Annotated in this window: 13 protein-coding genes; 11 read left to right on the top strand and 2 right to left on the bottom strand. The window is 66.9% G+C overall.

Annotation, left to right across the window (positions count from 1 at the left end; all coding sequences use genetic code 11):
* Window positions 1-52: 52 nt before the first annotated feature.
* On the bottom strand, window positions 53-448 hold the full coding sequence (locus IQ210_RS45035; protein ID WP_194085052.1) for a phage holin family protein: 396 nt from the start codon (window positions 446-448) through the stop codon (window positions 53-55).
* Window positions 449-602: 154 nt separating this feature from the next.
* Between IQ210_RS45035 and IQ210_RS45030 the strand changes: the two genes are divergently transcribed.
* Window positions 603-818: a hypothetical protein gene (locus IQ210_RS45030; protein WP_194085051.1), complete on the top strand. Its 216-nt coding sequence runs from the start codon at window positions 603-605 to the stop codon at window positions 816-818.
* A gap of 21 nt (window positions 819-839) precedes the next feature.
* On the opposite strand, the gene IQ210_RS45025 is transcribed toward IQ210_RS45030, so the two are convergent.
* On the bottom strand, window positions 840-1820 hold the full coding sequence (locus IQ210_RS45025; RefSeq protein WP_194085050.1) for a hypothetical protein: 981 nt from the start codon (window positions 1818-1820) through the stop codon (window positions 840-842).
* Between the two features lie 65 nt (window positions 1821-1885).
* On the opposite strand from IQ210_RS45025, the gene IQ210_RS45020 reads away from it, so the two are divergent.
* The 10 genes from IQ210_RS45020 to rplB all read left to right on the top strand — a co-directional run bounded on the left by IQ210_RS45020 (window position 1886) and on the right by rplB (window position 12601).
* The gene (locus IQ210_RS45020) at window positions 1886-2644 is read left to right on the top strand and encodes a hypothetical protein (RefSeq protein WP_194085049.1); all 759 of its coding nucleotides are present in this window, start codon (window positions 1886-1888) and stop codon (window positions 2642-2644) included.
* A 9-nt stretch (window positions 2645-2653) separates the two neighbouring features.
* On the top strand, window positions 2654-3268 hold the full coding sequence (locus IQ210_RS45015) for a hypothetical protein (protein ID WP_322658459.1): 615 nt from the start codon (window positions 2654-2656) through the stop codon (window positions 3266-3268).
* Between the two features lie 123 nt (window positions 3269-3391).
* A complete protein-coding gene (locus IQ210_RS45010) occupies window positions 3392-3949 on the top strand; it encodes a hypothetical protein (RefSeq protein ID WP_194085048.1) in 558 nt (185 codons plus the stop codon).
* A gap of 250 nt (window positions 3950-4199) precedes the next feature.
* Complete coding sequence (locus IQ210_RS45005; protein WP_194085047.1) at window positions 4200-8744, top strand: DUF6531 domain-containing protein; 4545 nt, start codon at window positions 4200-4202, stop codon at window positions 8742-8744.
* A gap of 10 nt (window positions 8745-8754) precedes the next feature.
* Window positions 8755-9231 carry a hypothetical protein gene (locus IQ210_RS45000; protein ID WP_194085046.1) on the top strand — a complete coding sequence of 159 codons (477 nt, stop codon included), beginning with the start codon at window positions 8755-8757 and terminating at the stop codon, window positions 9229-9231.
* A gap of 438 nt (window positions 9232-9669) precedes the next feature.
* Window positions 9670-9978, top strand: coding sequence for a 30S ribosomal protein S10 (gene rpsJ, locus IQ210_RS44995; RefSeq protein WP_003948644.1), 309 nt, complete (start codon window positions 9670-9672; stop codon window positions 9976-9978).
* A gap of 17 nt (window positions 9979-9995) precedes the next feature.
* On the top strand, window positions 9996-10640 hold the full coding sequence (gene rplC, locus IQ210_RS44990; protein ID WP_055517290.1) for a 50S ribosomal protein L3: 645 nt from the start codon (window positions 9996-9998) through the stop codon (window positions 10638-10640).
* 8 nt (window positions 10641-10648) lie between these two features.
* Complete coding sequence (gene rplD, locus IQ210_RS44985; RefSeq protein WP_194085045.1) at window positions 10649-11305, top strand: 50S ribosomal protein L4; 657 nt, start codon at window positions 10649-10651, stop codon at window positions 11303-11305.
* The gene (gene rplW / locus IQ210_RS44980) at window positions 11305-11724 is read left to right on the top strand and encodes a 50S ribosomal protein L23 (protein ID WP_079308659.1); all 420 of its coding nucleotides are present in this window, start codon (window positions 11305-11307) and stop codon (window positions 11722-11724) included. The genes rplD and rplW overlap by 1 nt, the downstream gene beginning before the upstream one ends.
* Before the next feature lie 40 nt (window positions 11725-11764).
* Complete coding sequence (gene rplB / locus IQ210_RS44975; RefSeq protein ID WP_059192905.1) at window positions 11765-12601, top strand: 50S ribosomal protein L2; 837 nt, start codon at window positions 11765-11767, stop codon at window positions 12599-12601.

Raw genomic sequence — 12601 nt, 5'->3', positions numbered from 1 at the left:
GTCTCTTCGAAGGGGCCCGTACGACTTCGGTCGTGCGGGCCCTTTTCGCGTTTTAAGCGGCTTCGGCTTCGGCTTCGGGCGACGGCTGCGGGCCGAGGGCCATGAGGGTGAGGACGGTGAGCCGTACGACGACTCCGCCGAGCAGCGCGGCGAGGAACCCGTCGACATCGAGCCCGGAGTCCATCTGCGCGCCGATCCAGGAGACGAGCAGCCAGATGAGCGTGTCCTGGACGATCCCGACCGCGCCGAGGATGAGCAGCATGACCGGGGGCGCGGTGCGGATGCTGCTGGGGTAGCTGGAGATTAGCTGGTTCACGATGAGAAAGACGAGGCCGGGCAGGAACGCCGCCCAGGCCACGTTGTCGTCGATCGGCCGTATGCCGGGGAGCAGGACGGCGGCGAGCAGCGCGCCGAGGTAGGCGCCGAGGGCGCGTCTTCGCTTGTACATGGGCGTGATCATGGGGGCGGTTCGGGGGCGTGGGCAAGATGCGCGTTACCGGAGGGTCGGTGTTCCGTCGGGGTCGAGTCGGGCGCTAGGTGGGGTGCGTACCGTACATGTCGCCCATGGCTCACTGGACTTCGCCGATGGAGGGACTCGCCCGATGGTGCTGACGGTCGATGTGGCGGTGTTGCTGGCCGTCATCCTCGTGCTGCGGTTGCGGCGGACGGTGCATGCGCGGAGCCGGTCCGATCAGAGTGTGACGGTGGGGCTCGCGCTGGTGTTCGGGGTGTTGGTGGCGCCGACGGCGTTCGGGCACGAGGTGCTGGATGTGGTGGGGCAGGTGGTGGAGGGGGTTTCAGCGGTCGAGGGGCCTTGATGTGCGCGCTTCGGGCCGGGGTCACTGGATGTACTGCTGGTGCGGGTGGTCGTACGAGGTCGTACAGACGTAGAGCTGGAGGGCGTGGTCGCGGCCGATGCCGAGGTGGGTGGGGCGGACCGATTCGGTGCCCTTGCCCGGCCACCAGCTTCTGCTGCCGCCGTCGCACTCGTAGCCGTCGATGGTGAGCAGGGGTTTCATGGGCGCGCCGCACTCCGTGCAGGCCATGGGGAACGGGTCGATGTAGCTCCAGGGGGCGTGGCCGCCGAGCTTGCAGCCCGGGGCGACGGCGAGGTCGTACTGATAGTCGACGCCATGGCTCTCCGCCCAGTCCTCGACGCGGTCGGCGAGGGGTTCGGGGAGCTCGTGCGGGGCGGGGTATTCGGTGACGGGTTCCGGGTGCAGGACGCAGGGTTCGGGGAGGTAGCGGTCCTTGCCGATCGCTGCCGAGTGGGGGGTGGTGGTGAGCGGGTCGGTGATGTGGGCGGTGGTTCGCCAGCGGAGTTCGGTGCGGGGCGTGGGGCCCAGGGGGCCTTCATGGTCGAAGGGGCACCAGAGGAGCTGGAGCAGGTCGGTGCCGGGCGGGCCGGGGAAGGCGACGGCCTCAGGGGTGTCGCGGGCGTAGAGCTGCACGACGGGGATCAAGGGGACCGGGCCGGTCTGGGGGATGAGCCTGGGTGTCGAGGCTCGGTCGACGGCGGTTCGCTCCTCGGGGGTGAGGAAGTCGGTGCCCGGGGTGCGCGGACGGTCGTGGGCTGCGGCGAGGATGCGGCGGCGGTGGCGGACCTCGTCCGGGGCGTGGCCGGGTGCTGCGGGGTGTTCCGAGCACGTGGGCCAGGGTTCGTGGGCCGGCCAGAGGAGGGGGCCGCCGAGGGAACTGTCGGCCGCGGTGGGGGAGCCGGGGCGGGGGTGGAGGCGGACGGTGGTGCGGGCCAGCGGGGCGAGTTCGGGGAAGTGGGCGGGGACGTCGAGGGGGCGGGGTGGGGTGGTGAGGGGCGGCATGGGGGGAGGGTATGCGGGAACGGGGCGTCGGACCTGGGCAGTTGTGCTCGATCTACGATGAGCCGATGGACCTGCGTGCCGTACTGGCGGACTTCCCTGGGGTGCGGCCCTTGGATGGGCTGCGGGATGCCTGGTACTGGTCGCGCGTTCCCCTCTTCGGTTTCGCGGGAGCGCTGAGTGCCGATGGTGAGCGGCTGCTTCAGCTGAGCGGGCGGGGCTCGTACGACGAGGAACTCGCGGTCGCGGTACTGGGGTTCGCGAGGGAACGGGAGGGGGAGCTCTTCGCGCGCAACGCCCATTGGGGAGCGCTCGACGGATTCCAACCGCCTGCGGGGCGTCGGGACTCCGACTTCGACTCGGTCATCGGCATCTCACCTGACGTCCACCGCGCCTACCCCGTGGAGCATCCGGAGCTGACCTCGCATGTCCGGATGGTTTTCCCGGCGTACGCGTGTGAGTTCGCCGCCGCGGCTGACGAGACGCTGGACGAGGCGATCACCCGATATCAGATGCTGCGGCTGAACGAGCTCGGCCGCGATCCGCTGCCGTATCTGAAGATGCGGTACGCCAACACCCGTACGCAGGGCCGGAGTACGAACCGTGGCCGTGGCTTCACCAAGCCTCGTCGGCTGGTGGAGGAGCTGCGGTGGATGGAGGGCGGGGACGGGAGCTTCGTCGAGTTCGAGAACCGGCATGGGCGGGTGTGGCGGGTGGAGTGGCGTGACGGATGGCTCATGGCGGAGTACGGGCAGGCGCCTCGGGAGGTCGGGGTCGAGGAGGCCGTCGAGTTCGCGATGGCTCGGCTGTACGGCCGGGACGGCTGAGGAGGGGGAGTGGCTCTGACGGGGTCGGGAGTGCGTACGGCGGGTGAGCCTTTGGCGGTGTACCGGTTGATGCCGAGCATGCGCCGGTTCCGGACTCTGTCCCTGGAGGAGCACGCCCACCGCAGGCTGATCCGCTGGCTGCGCACCGATGCCGCCGAGGATCTGCCGGAGTCGCTGCGCGCCGAGTGGGTCGGCGATCCGCGGCTGCGACGGGCCGAGTTCCCCTGTGGATATCCGGGGGCGCCGGTGTTCAGCCGCCGCGTCGCCGATCTGCTGGCGTACGACCTCGAGGCGGCGGGCCGGCAGCTCCCGGTTGTCGTCCCGGAGGACGCGGAGTCGCCGTACGTCCTCCAGCTCGTGGAGCAGGTCATCGACTGCGTCGACACCCGTAGGTCCGCCAAGCGTAAGAAGACCACGGGCCAGATGAAGATCACGGTCCTCCGCCCCGACGCCCTCCCCTCCCACCTCCCCGCCTTCCGCGTGCCCGAGTTCCCGGGCGGCGTCCACTGGAACGGCTGGGCGGTACGCTGTCTGACCGATCTCCTCGGCGACGACCTGGAGGCGCGCCTGATCTGGTCCGAGGACCGGAACCTGGCCCCACATCCTGCCCCTTGGGGGTTCTGAACCAGTGCGGGCAGCGCTATGGGCAGTTACAGCATCGGAGGGCGCCCCCTGCAACCGCGGACAAGCACGAACCTCGCGCGGGAAGTCTTCGCGCCCCTCGGCGGAGTGCTGGAGGTCGGTGCGGTGAACGCCACCGGCACGTGGGTGCTCGCCGATGTCTCGGTGGGGGAGTTCCTGGCGCGGCGGCACGCTGACGTCGGGCGGCTGATGGACGGGGTCCGGAAGGCGTGCGGGTTCGACGACGCGGCCATGCGGATGGCGGACGAGGTCGGCTGGTTCCGCGACTACAGGGTGGAGGCGGCGCACCTGCTGCTGTGGTCCGCGGGCGTCACGGGAGTCCCGGACCCCATCGAGAGACTCGACGAACCGCTCGCCGTCCGGCGCATGTGCCGCATGGCAGCGGACCTGCAACTCACGAAGTTCCTGCACGCCGTGATCACGACCGCCGTCGCGGCGAGGACGGAGCCCCGGCGAGGCGCGGCGGCGATCGTCGTCGTACTCACGACCGCCTGCGACCTCGCGGACGCGACGGGCGGCGTCGTACCGGCACAGGTGTACAGGACATGGCGGGTCGCCCATCTGCCGGGGGTCCTGCACCCGCAGTCGGACGCTCCTGAGTACGGCAGGGCGGGGTTCCGGGCGTATGACGAGGAGCTGGAGGGGCTGCTGCTCGGTGGCTGAGATCCACCTGGACCCGCCGAAGGGGGCCCGCCGGTGTTCATTGGCATGCCTTCGAGCAGGCCAGGGAGGCAGTCGCCGGCGACGATTCTTTGGATCCGGATGACGGGCCTGCCTGCCCCGCTTCTTCACAGCCGTGCTCGTTTCTGACGAGAACCCGGCGGTCGGCTGACCTTTTCGACAAACGGCTGTTCCAGGTAAGTTCGCGTGTGCATACGGTTGTTGACGATGCGTGCGTGACGGGGGTTGCGGTATGGCGGGGCATCGGCCCACGGACTGGCATGTCCTGGATCTGGACAAGGACCCGACGCCGGGTGATCCGGACCGGATCAAGCTGCTGGCGAAGACGCTGCACGACTTCGCCGATGACGTCTCGGATGCCCTTCGCCTGGTCAATGGCATGGCGGGTGAGGACACCTTGCTGGAGTGGGCCGGGAAGTCGGCGGAGGTCTTCAAGGACGAGTTCGGCGACGTCCCGAAGAACCTCAAGAAGCTGAAGAAGTCGTACGAGTTGTGCGGCGACGCGCTGACCGACTTCTGGCCGAAGCTGGAGCGCGCCCAGGCCCTGGCCGACCGGGCTCTCGCCAAGGGGAGGGAAGCTCAGAGCGATCTCTCCTCCGCGAACTCCCGTCTCGCGTCCGCTGATTCGTGGGTGACCCGCGCGAACAAGGAAGCCGACAAGTACAAGGACGATCCCACCGGCAGTAAGTCGGGTGGTGACAAGCCGGACGAGGGCAAGGTCCGGGCCGCCACCCGTGATGCCCAGCACGCCAAGTCCGCGCAGACCAGCGCTCAGTCGGACGTGAACAGCGCGCAGGGTGCGCTGGCGGCGGCGAAGAAGATGGCCGAGGACGCGCGCAAGATGCGTGAGGAGGCCGCGCACACCGCGAAGACGAAGATCGACGAGGCCTCTGACGCGGGTATTCAGAACCGGTCGTGGTGGGAGGAGGTCGGGGACTGGTTCTCCGACAACTGGGACAACATCGTCGCCGTCTGCAAGGTCGTCGTGGCGGTGGTCGGTGTCATCGCGATGATCATCGGTGGGCCGATCCTCGGCGCGATCGTGCTGATCGCGGCACTCGTCGTGCTCGCCGACACGCTCTACAAATACTCCAAAGGCCAGGCCTCCCTGTGGGATGTGGGCCTGGCCGCGCTGGACTGCATACCGGGGATGAAGGGCCTGACCACCCTCGGCGGGCTCGCCAAGGGTATGAAGGCATTTGCCAAAGTCGGCCTCAAGGGCATGGCCAAGGGACTGGGAAGCAACCTGCGCAAGCGTGCGTTGAGCATGCTCAAACGCACCTGTAAGAACGACCCCATCGATGTCGCGACCGGCGAGATGGTCATGACTGAGGACGACGTTTTCTTGCCGGGTGTGCTTCCGCTGATCCTCAGGCGGCATTACGTCACGGATCAGCGTGCCGGCCGTTGGTTCGGAAAGGCGTGGACTTCTACGCTGGACCAGAGGCTGATCCTGGAGGAGTACGGCGTCCGGCTCGTGACCGAAGACGGCATGGTTCTCGAGTACCCGACGCCAGAGCCAGGTCTACCCGTCATGCCGGTCGAGGGGCCTCGCTGGGAACTCGCATGGGACGGCGCGGCCGGCAACCCGCTGACCGTCAACCAGCCGGAGATCGGTCAGGACCTGCACTTCGCTCCGATCAACCGATCTCGGCCGGCCGAGCTGTCTCTCGTCGGGATTACGGACCGGCATGGAAATTCCATCACTGTCTCCTACAGCGACAAGGGCGTACCCGAAGCCGTCAGGCACAGCGGCGGCTACCAGCTGGCCATATCCGTCGCATCGGACCGGATCACAGGGGTCGTCCTTGCCAATGATCCTGCCGCGCCGGTGCTGAGGCGATACGGGTACGACGCAACGGGACAGCTGACAAGCGTCTCCGACACCTCTGGCAACTCCGAGAAGCTCTTCTACGACGAGCGGGGCCGCATCAGCAGTTGGGAAGACCGGATCGGAACGATCTTCCGTTACGCATACGACGCCGAAGGACGCTGTGTCCGGACGCGCGGGCCGGGCGGCCTGATGAACGGTGACTTCACGTACGACGAGGCGAATAGGCGTACGAAGTACAGCGATTCGCTCGGTCATGTCACGACGTACGAGATGAACGACCATTTCCAAGTGGTCCGCGAAATCAATCCGCTGGGTTCGACCACGGTTCGTGAGTGGGACCGGTACGACCGTCTGCTGTGTGAGACCGATCCGTTGGGCCGTACCACCCGCTACAGCTACGACGATCGCGGCGATCTCGTCGAACTGCATCTCCCAGACGGTTCGAGCGTGCGTGCCGAGTACAACGACTCCCATCTGCCCGTGACAGTCATCGAGGCCGATGGCGCACGGTGGCAGCACACCTACGATGAGCGTGGGCGTCTCACAAGCTCGGAGAATCCGGTCGGAGGTACGACGCGCTACGTCTACGACGAGACGGGAGCGAGGTCCCGGGTCGTCGATCCGTTGGGAAACTCTCGCCACATCGAGAACGATCCCGTCGGTCTCCCGGTCTCGATCACCGATTCCCTGGGCCACACCACCAGCTATCGTCGCAACCCCCTGGGGCAGGTGGTGGCCGTCGCGGACGCCATCGAAGCCGTCACGAGATTCGTGTGGACGGTGGAGGGTCGATTGCTGGCGCGGTCGCGGCCGGACGGGGCGACCGAACGCTGGCGGCTGGACGCAGCCGGCAACCCGGTGGCTTTCGAGAGCGCGACAGGAGCGCTCACCCGCTACGAACAAGGCCCTTTCGGACTGCCCATCGCTGTGACCCAGTCGGACGGGTCCCGCCTCACATACACATACGACACGGAGCTGCGGCTCACATCTGTCACCAACGCGTTGGGGCAGACATGGTCGTACAGCTACGACGCCGTCGGCAACCTGCTCGGCGAGTGCGACTTCAGCGGCAGGGAGACGAAGTACTGCTACGACGCGGCGGGGCAGCCCATCGAACGTCTCAACGGGGCCGGCCAGAGAGTGGTCTGCACTTTCGACCCGCGCGGCAATCTCCGCACCCGGGCCACCGACGACGGAGTGTCCCACTACCGGTATGACGGCGCCGGCCGACTGCTGGAGGCAGCGAGCCCGTCCGCCGTGATCACCTATGAGCGAGACGTACTCGGCGCTGTTGTCCGCGAGACCTGCAACGGACGCGCGCTGGAACTCGATTACGACCTCATGGGGCGCCGCACCCGTCGTCGTACTCCCATGGGGGTCACCACGCATTGGGAGTACGACGCGGAGCACAGACTGACGGCACTGCACGCGGCGGGCACCAGTGTTCGCCTCGCCTACGACGCCGTGGGCCGGGAGGTCCAGCGCACCCTGGCGGCCGGCTCGGTACTCGACCAGAGCTGGGATGCCGTCGGCCGCACCACAGGGCTGGCGCTGCGTTCCGCACGATCGGGAAGCGACATCTGGCGACGCACATACGGTTATCGCCCGGACAACTTCCTGACAGCCATTGACGACAACGTGCAGGGATCTCACCGGCTCACTCTCGACTCCGTTGGCCGGATCCTCGCTGCCCGCACCGCGGACCGGCAGGAGACCTACACCTACGACAGCTCCGGAAACCTGGTGAACAGCCAAGTAGTCCCGGAGCCCGGCGAGGCGGCCGGTGTCTCCGGGAACCGGGAATACGAGGGGGCATTGCTGCGCCGACTGGACCGCACCCGCTACGAATACGACGGTCAGGGACGGGTCGTGTCTGTGACGCGGCGTCTGCTGTCGGGTGGAAAGCGGGTGTGGCGGTACCGCTGGGATGCCCTGGACTGCCTCACCGAGGTGATCACTCCCGATGGTTCTCGCTGGCACTACCTGTACGACCCGCACGGTCGTCGCATTGCCAAACAACGACTGACAGAGGACGGCGCGGTCGCCGAACAGACCGACTTCGTTTGGGAGGGCACCCGCCTTGCCGAGCAGATCCAGACGTGCGGCGACGGTGCCCTGAAGACGACCACATGGCACTGGCAGCCGGGAGAACATCGGCCGCTGGCTCAGACGGAGACAGCGCGTGCCGCGTCCGACCACATCGCGGAGGGCCAGGAGGAGTTCGACACCCGCTTCTACGCGATCATCACCGATCTGATCGGGACACCAACAGAACTCATCGACGAGGAGGGGAGGATTCGCTGGAGCCGCCATGCGTCGATCTGGGGACTTCCCCTCGACGTCGCAGATGAGCAAGCACATTGTCCACTGGGCTTTCCCGGCCAGTACCGCGACCCGGAGTCTGGACTCGACTACAACGTCCGGCGCTACTACGACGCGGAGAACGCGCGCTACATCTCACCGGATCCCCTCGGCCTGGACGCGGCTCCCAACAACTACGCCTACGTCCCGAATCCCCTCACCTGGAGCGATCCGCTCGGGCTTGTCTGTACAGACCTGGGCGGCTGGTACGGAAGGCTCTCGCCCGCACGCAAGGGCAACGAAATCAACCACATACCGGCCAAGGCCGCCTATTCCCATCTGAGTCTCACCGACTGGATGGGACCCGCCATCCGTATGGAAAGGCGCGATCACCGGCTCGTCTCCAGCACGGACTCACGTGGATACTCGGCGACCCCCTGGCGTAACGCCCAACGTGACCTGATAGATCAGGGGAAGTTCGACGAGGCGATGAAGATGGACATCGACGATATTCGAGGCCTGTTCGGCGACAAGTACGACCAGCACATAGCCGACATGGTCGCCAGCATGAAGGACAACCCCGGGTTGCAGAAAATGCTGACCGACAACGGCTGGACGATCAACTACGACCTACTGAAGTGAGGCAGACGGCATGGAGATCATCCTGGACCCGCCGAACGGTGTTCTGCCGGTGCGCATGGGAATGCCCTTCGAGGAGGCTGTGCAGGCCGCGTCATCCTGGGGTGAGGTTCGTGTGGTGGGTCCTCTTGAGCACAACCCCACCGTCAAGATCCAGGCCATGGGTGACGGCTTCGACGTCATTGTGATTCTCCGGGACCAGGAGACGGTCAATGCCGTGGATGTCTCCGCCCCCGAAGAAGAGGAATCGGACGTGCGGGTCCTGTGGCGGGGCAACGACGTCTTCCGGACCCCGGCGCGTGAGCTGCTGAAGATCTTCTCCGCCGCCGGCTACGAGATCGATGACTCCCGTCCGGAGGAGCCGGTGGTGCGGGACCTGACGATCGTCTTCAGTCGCGAGACCTCGCAGGAGGTACCGGTGGACCCGGAGGACGGCCTTCCCCTCTATTTCACGGCCGCCCTCGTCTCCCACGAGAACCCGGCCTTCTGACGGCAGCACGGTCCACTGGGCTGTTTCCGGTCCTGTGTGGCCGCTCGCGGTGAGCACCCTTGTTTGACCTGCGTCACTCCCGGGGTATTCTCTCCGGCTCGATTGGCGGAGCCCCCGCCCCATATGGCAGACTGTCGGAGTTGCTCGGTCGAGTGTTGATGCTGCGCGCCTCCCGCCGGGAGGACCGGAAGCGAGTCCCACAGTACTCGTCGCCCTAACTGCCACACGGCAGCGCTGGGGCGGACGTACGGGAATCTTTCGGGAAGCAAGGTGCGGCACCGGCCAGGCACCCGGTGATTCTCTTTCTCAGGCAAGGGATGTTCGAACAAGGGACATCTGTGTCAGCGAAAGCGCGACACGCCCGACCGCGTGGGTCGGAGCGAGGGTCAGGAACACCGGGTTCCAGAGCGTTACGAGACAAAGGACTACTGAGTAGCCATGGCGGGACAGAAGATCCGCATCCGGCTCAAGGCCTACGACCACGAGGTCATCGACTCCTCGGCGAAGAAGATCGTCGAGACGGTGACCCGCACTGGTGCGTCGGTCGCGGGCCCGGTGCCGCTGCCCACTGAGAAGAACGTGTACTGCGTCATCAAGTCGCCGCACAAGTACAAGGACTCGCGCGAGCACTTCGAGATGCGCACGCACAAGCGCCTGATCGACATTCTCGACCCCACCCCCAAGACCGTTGACTCTCTGATGCGACTCGACCTCCCGGCCGGTGTCGACATCGAGATCAAGCTCTGAGGGTCGGTGAGCTGAGAATGGCTAAGCAGATCAAGGGCATCCTGGGCGAGAAGCTCGGCATGACGCAGGTGTGGGACGAGAACAACCGTGTTGTTCCGGTCACCGTCGTCAAGGCCGGCCCGAACGTCGTCACCCAGGTCCGTACGAACGACGCCGACGGCTACGAGTCGGTCCAGATCGCCTTCGGCGAGATCGACCCGCGCAAGGTGAACAAGCCCCTCAAGGGCCACTTCGCCAAGGCCGACGTCACCCCCCGTCGCCACCTCGTCGAGATCCGCACCGCGGACGCCTCCGAGTACACGCTGGGCCAGGAGATCACCGCTGAGGTGTTCGAGGCCGGCGTGAAGGTCGACGTGACCGGCAAGAGCAAGGGCAAGGGCTTCGCCGGTGTCATGAAGCGTCACAACTTCAAGGGCCTCGGCGCCGGACACGGCACCCAGCGCAAGCACCGCTCTCCCGGCTCCATCGGTGGCTGCGCCACCCCGGGCCGTGTGTTCAAGGGCCTCCGCATGGCGGGTCGCATGGGCAACGAGCGGGTCACCACCCAGAACCTGACCGTCCACGCCGTTGACGCGGAGAAGGGTCTGCTGCTCATCAAGGGCGCGGTTCCCGGTCCGAACGGCGGCCTCGTCCTGGTCCGCACCGCGGCCAAGGGGGCCTGAGGTAACCGATGAGCACTGTTGACATCCTTTCGCCTGCCGGCGAGAAGACCGGTAGCGTCGAACTCCCCGCGGAGATCTTCGGCGTGGAGAAGGTCAGCATCCCGCTGATCCACCAGGTCGTCGTTGCGCAGAACGCGGCTGCCCGCCAGGGCACCCACAAGACCAAGACCCGCGGCGAGGTTCGTGGTGGCGGTAAGAAGCCTTACCGTCAGAAGGGCACCGGCCGTGCGCGCCAGGGCTCTACCCGCGCCCCTCAGTTCGCCGGTGGTGGCGTCGTGCACGGTCCCGTGCCGCGTGACTACTCGCAGCGGACCCCGAAGAAGATGAAGGCTGCCGCGCTGCGTCACGCCCTCACCGACCGGGCCCGCAACAACCGCATCCACGTCGTCACCGGCGTGATCGAGGGCGAGACCCCCTCCACCAAGGCCGCCAAGACGCTGTTCGGCAAGATCTCGGAGCGCAAGAACCTGCTCCTGGTCGTCGACCGCGCCGACGAGGCCGCGTGGCTGTCCGCCCGCAACCTGCCCCAGGTGCACATCCTGGAGCCGGGCCAGCTGAACACGTACGACGTGATCGTCTCGGACGACGTGGTCTTCACCCAGGCCGCTCTCGAGTCCTTCGTCGCCGGCCCGAAGGCCAACGACACCGAAGGGACTGAGGTCTGATGGCCATCCGTCACCCCGCGATTGCCTCCAAGGCCGCGAAGAAGGCCAAGGCCGCGCGCGTCGCCAAGGCCCGCCGCCACGCCGCCGAGGGCAAGAACACCGTCATCACCGCGCCCAGCAAGGCGTACACGGACCCCCGTGACGTGCTGCTGAAGCCGGTCGTGTCGGAGAAGAGCTACGCGCTCCTGGACGAGAACAAGTACACGTTCATCGTCGACCCGAACGCCAACAAGACCCAGATCAAGCAGGCCGTCCAGGCGGTCTTCTCGGTCAAGGTCACCGGGGTCAACACGATCAACCGTCAGGGCAAGCGCAAGCGGACCCGCACCGGCTTCGGCCAGCGTGCGGCCACCAAGCGCGCGATCGTGACCCTCGCCGAGGGCGACCGTATCGACATCTTCGGCGGTCCGACCGCCTAAGGGCGGTCCGGATCGTCCGATATCGGACGAGGACTGAGAAATGGGAATCCGCAAGTACAAGCCGACTACGCCGGGCCGTCGTGGTTCCAGCGTCGCCGACTTCGTCGAGGTCACGCGGTCCACGCCGGAGAAGTCGCTGGTCCGCCCGCTGCACAGCAAGGGCGGCCGTAACAACGCCGGTCGTGTGACCGTTCGCCACCAGGGTGGCGGACACAAGCGCGCCTACCGAGTGATCGACTTCCGTCGTCACGACAAGGACGGCGTGCCGGCGAAGGTCGCGCACATCGAGTACGACCCCAACCGCACCGCGCGCATCGCGCTGCTGCACTACGCCGACGGCGAGAAGCGCTACATCCTCGCCCCGCGCAACCTGCAGCAGGGTGACCGCGTCGAGAACGGTCCCGGGGCCGACATCAAGCCGGGCAACAACCTGGCGCTCCGCAACATCCCGGTCGGTACCACGATCCACGCGATCGAGCTCCGTCCCGGTGGCGGCGCCAAGTTCGCCCGCTCCGCCGGTGCCTCCGTGCAGCTGCTCGCGAAGGAGGGCCAGATGGCTCACCTCCGCATGCCTTCCGGTGAGATCCGCCTGGTCGACGTGCGCTGCCGCGCCACCGTCGGCGAGGTCGGCAACGCCGAGCAGAGCAACATCAACTGGGGTAAGGCCGGCCGCAAGCGCTGGCTGGGCGTTCGCCCGACCGTCCGTGGTGTCGCGATGAACCCGGTCGACCACCCGCACGGTGGTGGTGAGGGCAAGACCTCCGGTGGTCGCCACCCGGTCTCCCCGTGGGGTCAGAAGGAGGGTCGTACTCGTTCGCCGAAGAAGGCTTCGAACAAGTACATCGTCCGCCGCCGCAAGACGAACAAGAAGCGCTAG

The sequence above is a fragment of the Streptomyces justiciae genome (genome assembly GCF_015163075.1).
Taxonomy (GTDB): domain Bacteria; phylum Actinomycetota; class Actinomycetes; order Streptomycetales; family Streptomycetaceae; genus Streptomyces; species Streptomyces justiciae.
This window is presented reverse-complemented; position numbering and strand designations above follow the sequence as displayed.

Coding starts and splice junctions, on each gene's coding strand:
- IQ210_RS45035 (WP_194085052.1), bottom strand. CDS start 448: ATGTACAAGCGAAGACGCGCCCTCGGCGCCTACCTCGGCGCGCTGCTC.
- IQ210_RS45030 (WP_194085051.1), top strand. CDS start 603: ATGGTGCTGACGGTCGATGTGGCGGTGTTGCTGGCCGTCATCCTCGTG.
- IQ210_RS45025 (WP_194085050.1), bottom strand. CDS start 1,820: ATGCCGCCCCTCACCACCCCACCCCGCCCCCTCGACGTCCCCGCCCAC.
- IQ210_RS45020 (WP_194085049.1), top strand. CDS start 1,886: ATGGACCTGCGTGCCGTACTGGCGGACTTCCCTGGGGTGCGGCCCTTG.
- IQ210_RS45005 (WP_194085047.1), top strand. CDS start 4,200: ATGGCGGGGCATCGGCCCACGGACTGGCATGTCCTGGATCTGGACAAG.
- IQ210_RS45000 (WP_194085046.1), top strand. CDS start 8,755: ATGGAGATCATCCTGGACCCGCCGAACGGTGTTCTGCCGGTGCGCATG.
- rpsJ (WP_003948644.1), top strand. CDS start 9,670: ATGGCGGGACAGAAGATCCGCATCCGGCTCAAGGCCTACGACCACGAG.
- rplC (WP_055517290.1), top strand. CDS start 9,996: ATGGCTAAGCAGATCAAGGGCATCCTGGGCGAGAAGCTCGGCATGACG.
- rplD (WP_194085045.1), top strand. CDS start 10,649: ATGAGCACTGTTGACATCCTTTCGCCTGCCGGCGAGAAGACCGGTAGC.
- rplW (WP_079308659.1), top strand. CDS start 11,305: ATGGCCATCCGTCACCCCGCGATTGCCTCCAAGGCCGCGAAGAAGGCC.
- rplB (WP_059192905.1), top strand. CDS start 11,765: ATGGGAATCCGCAAGTACAAGCCGACTACGCCGGGCCGTCGTGGTTCC.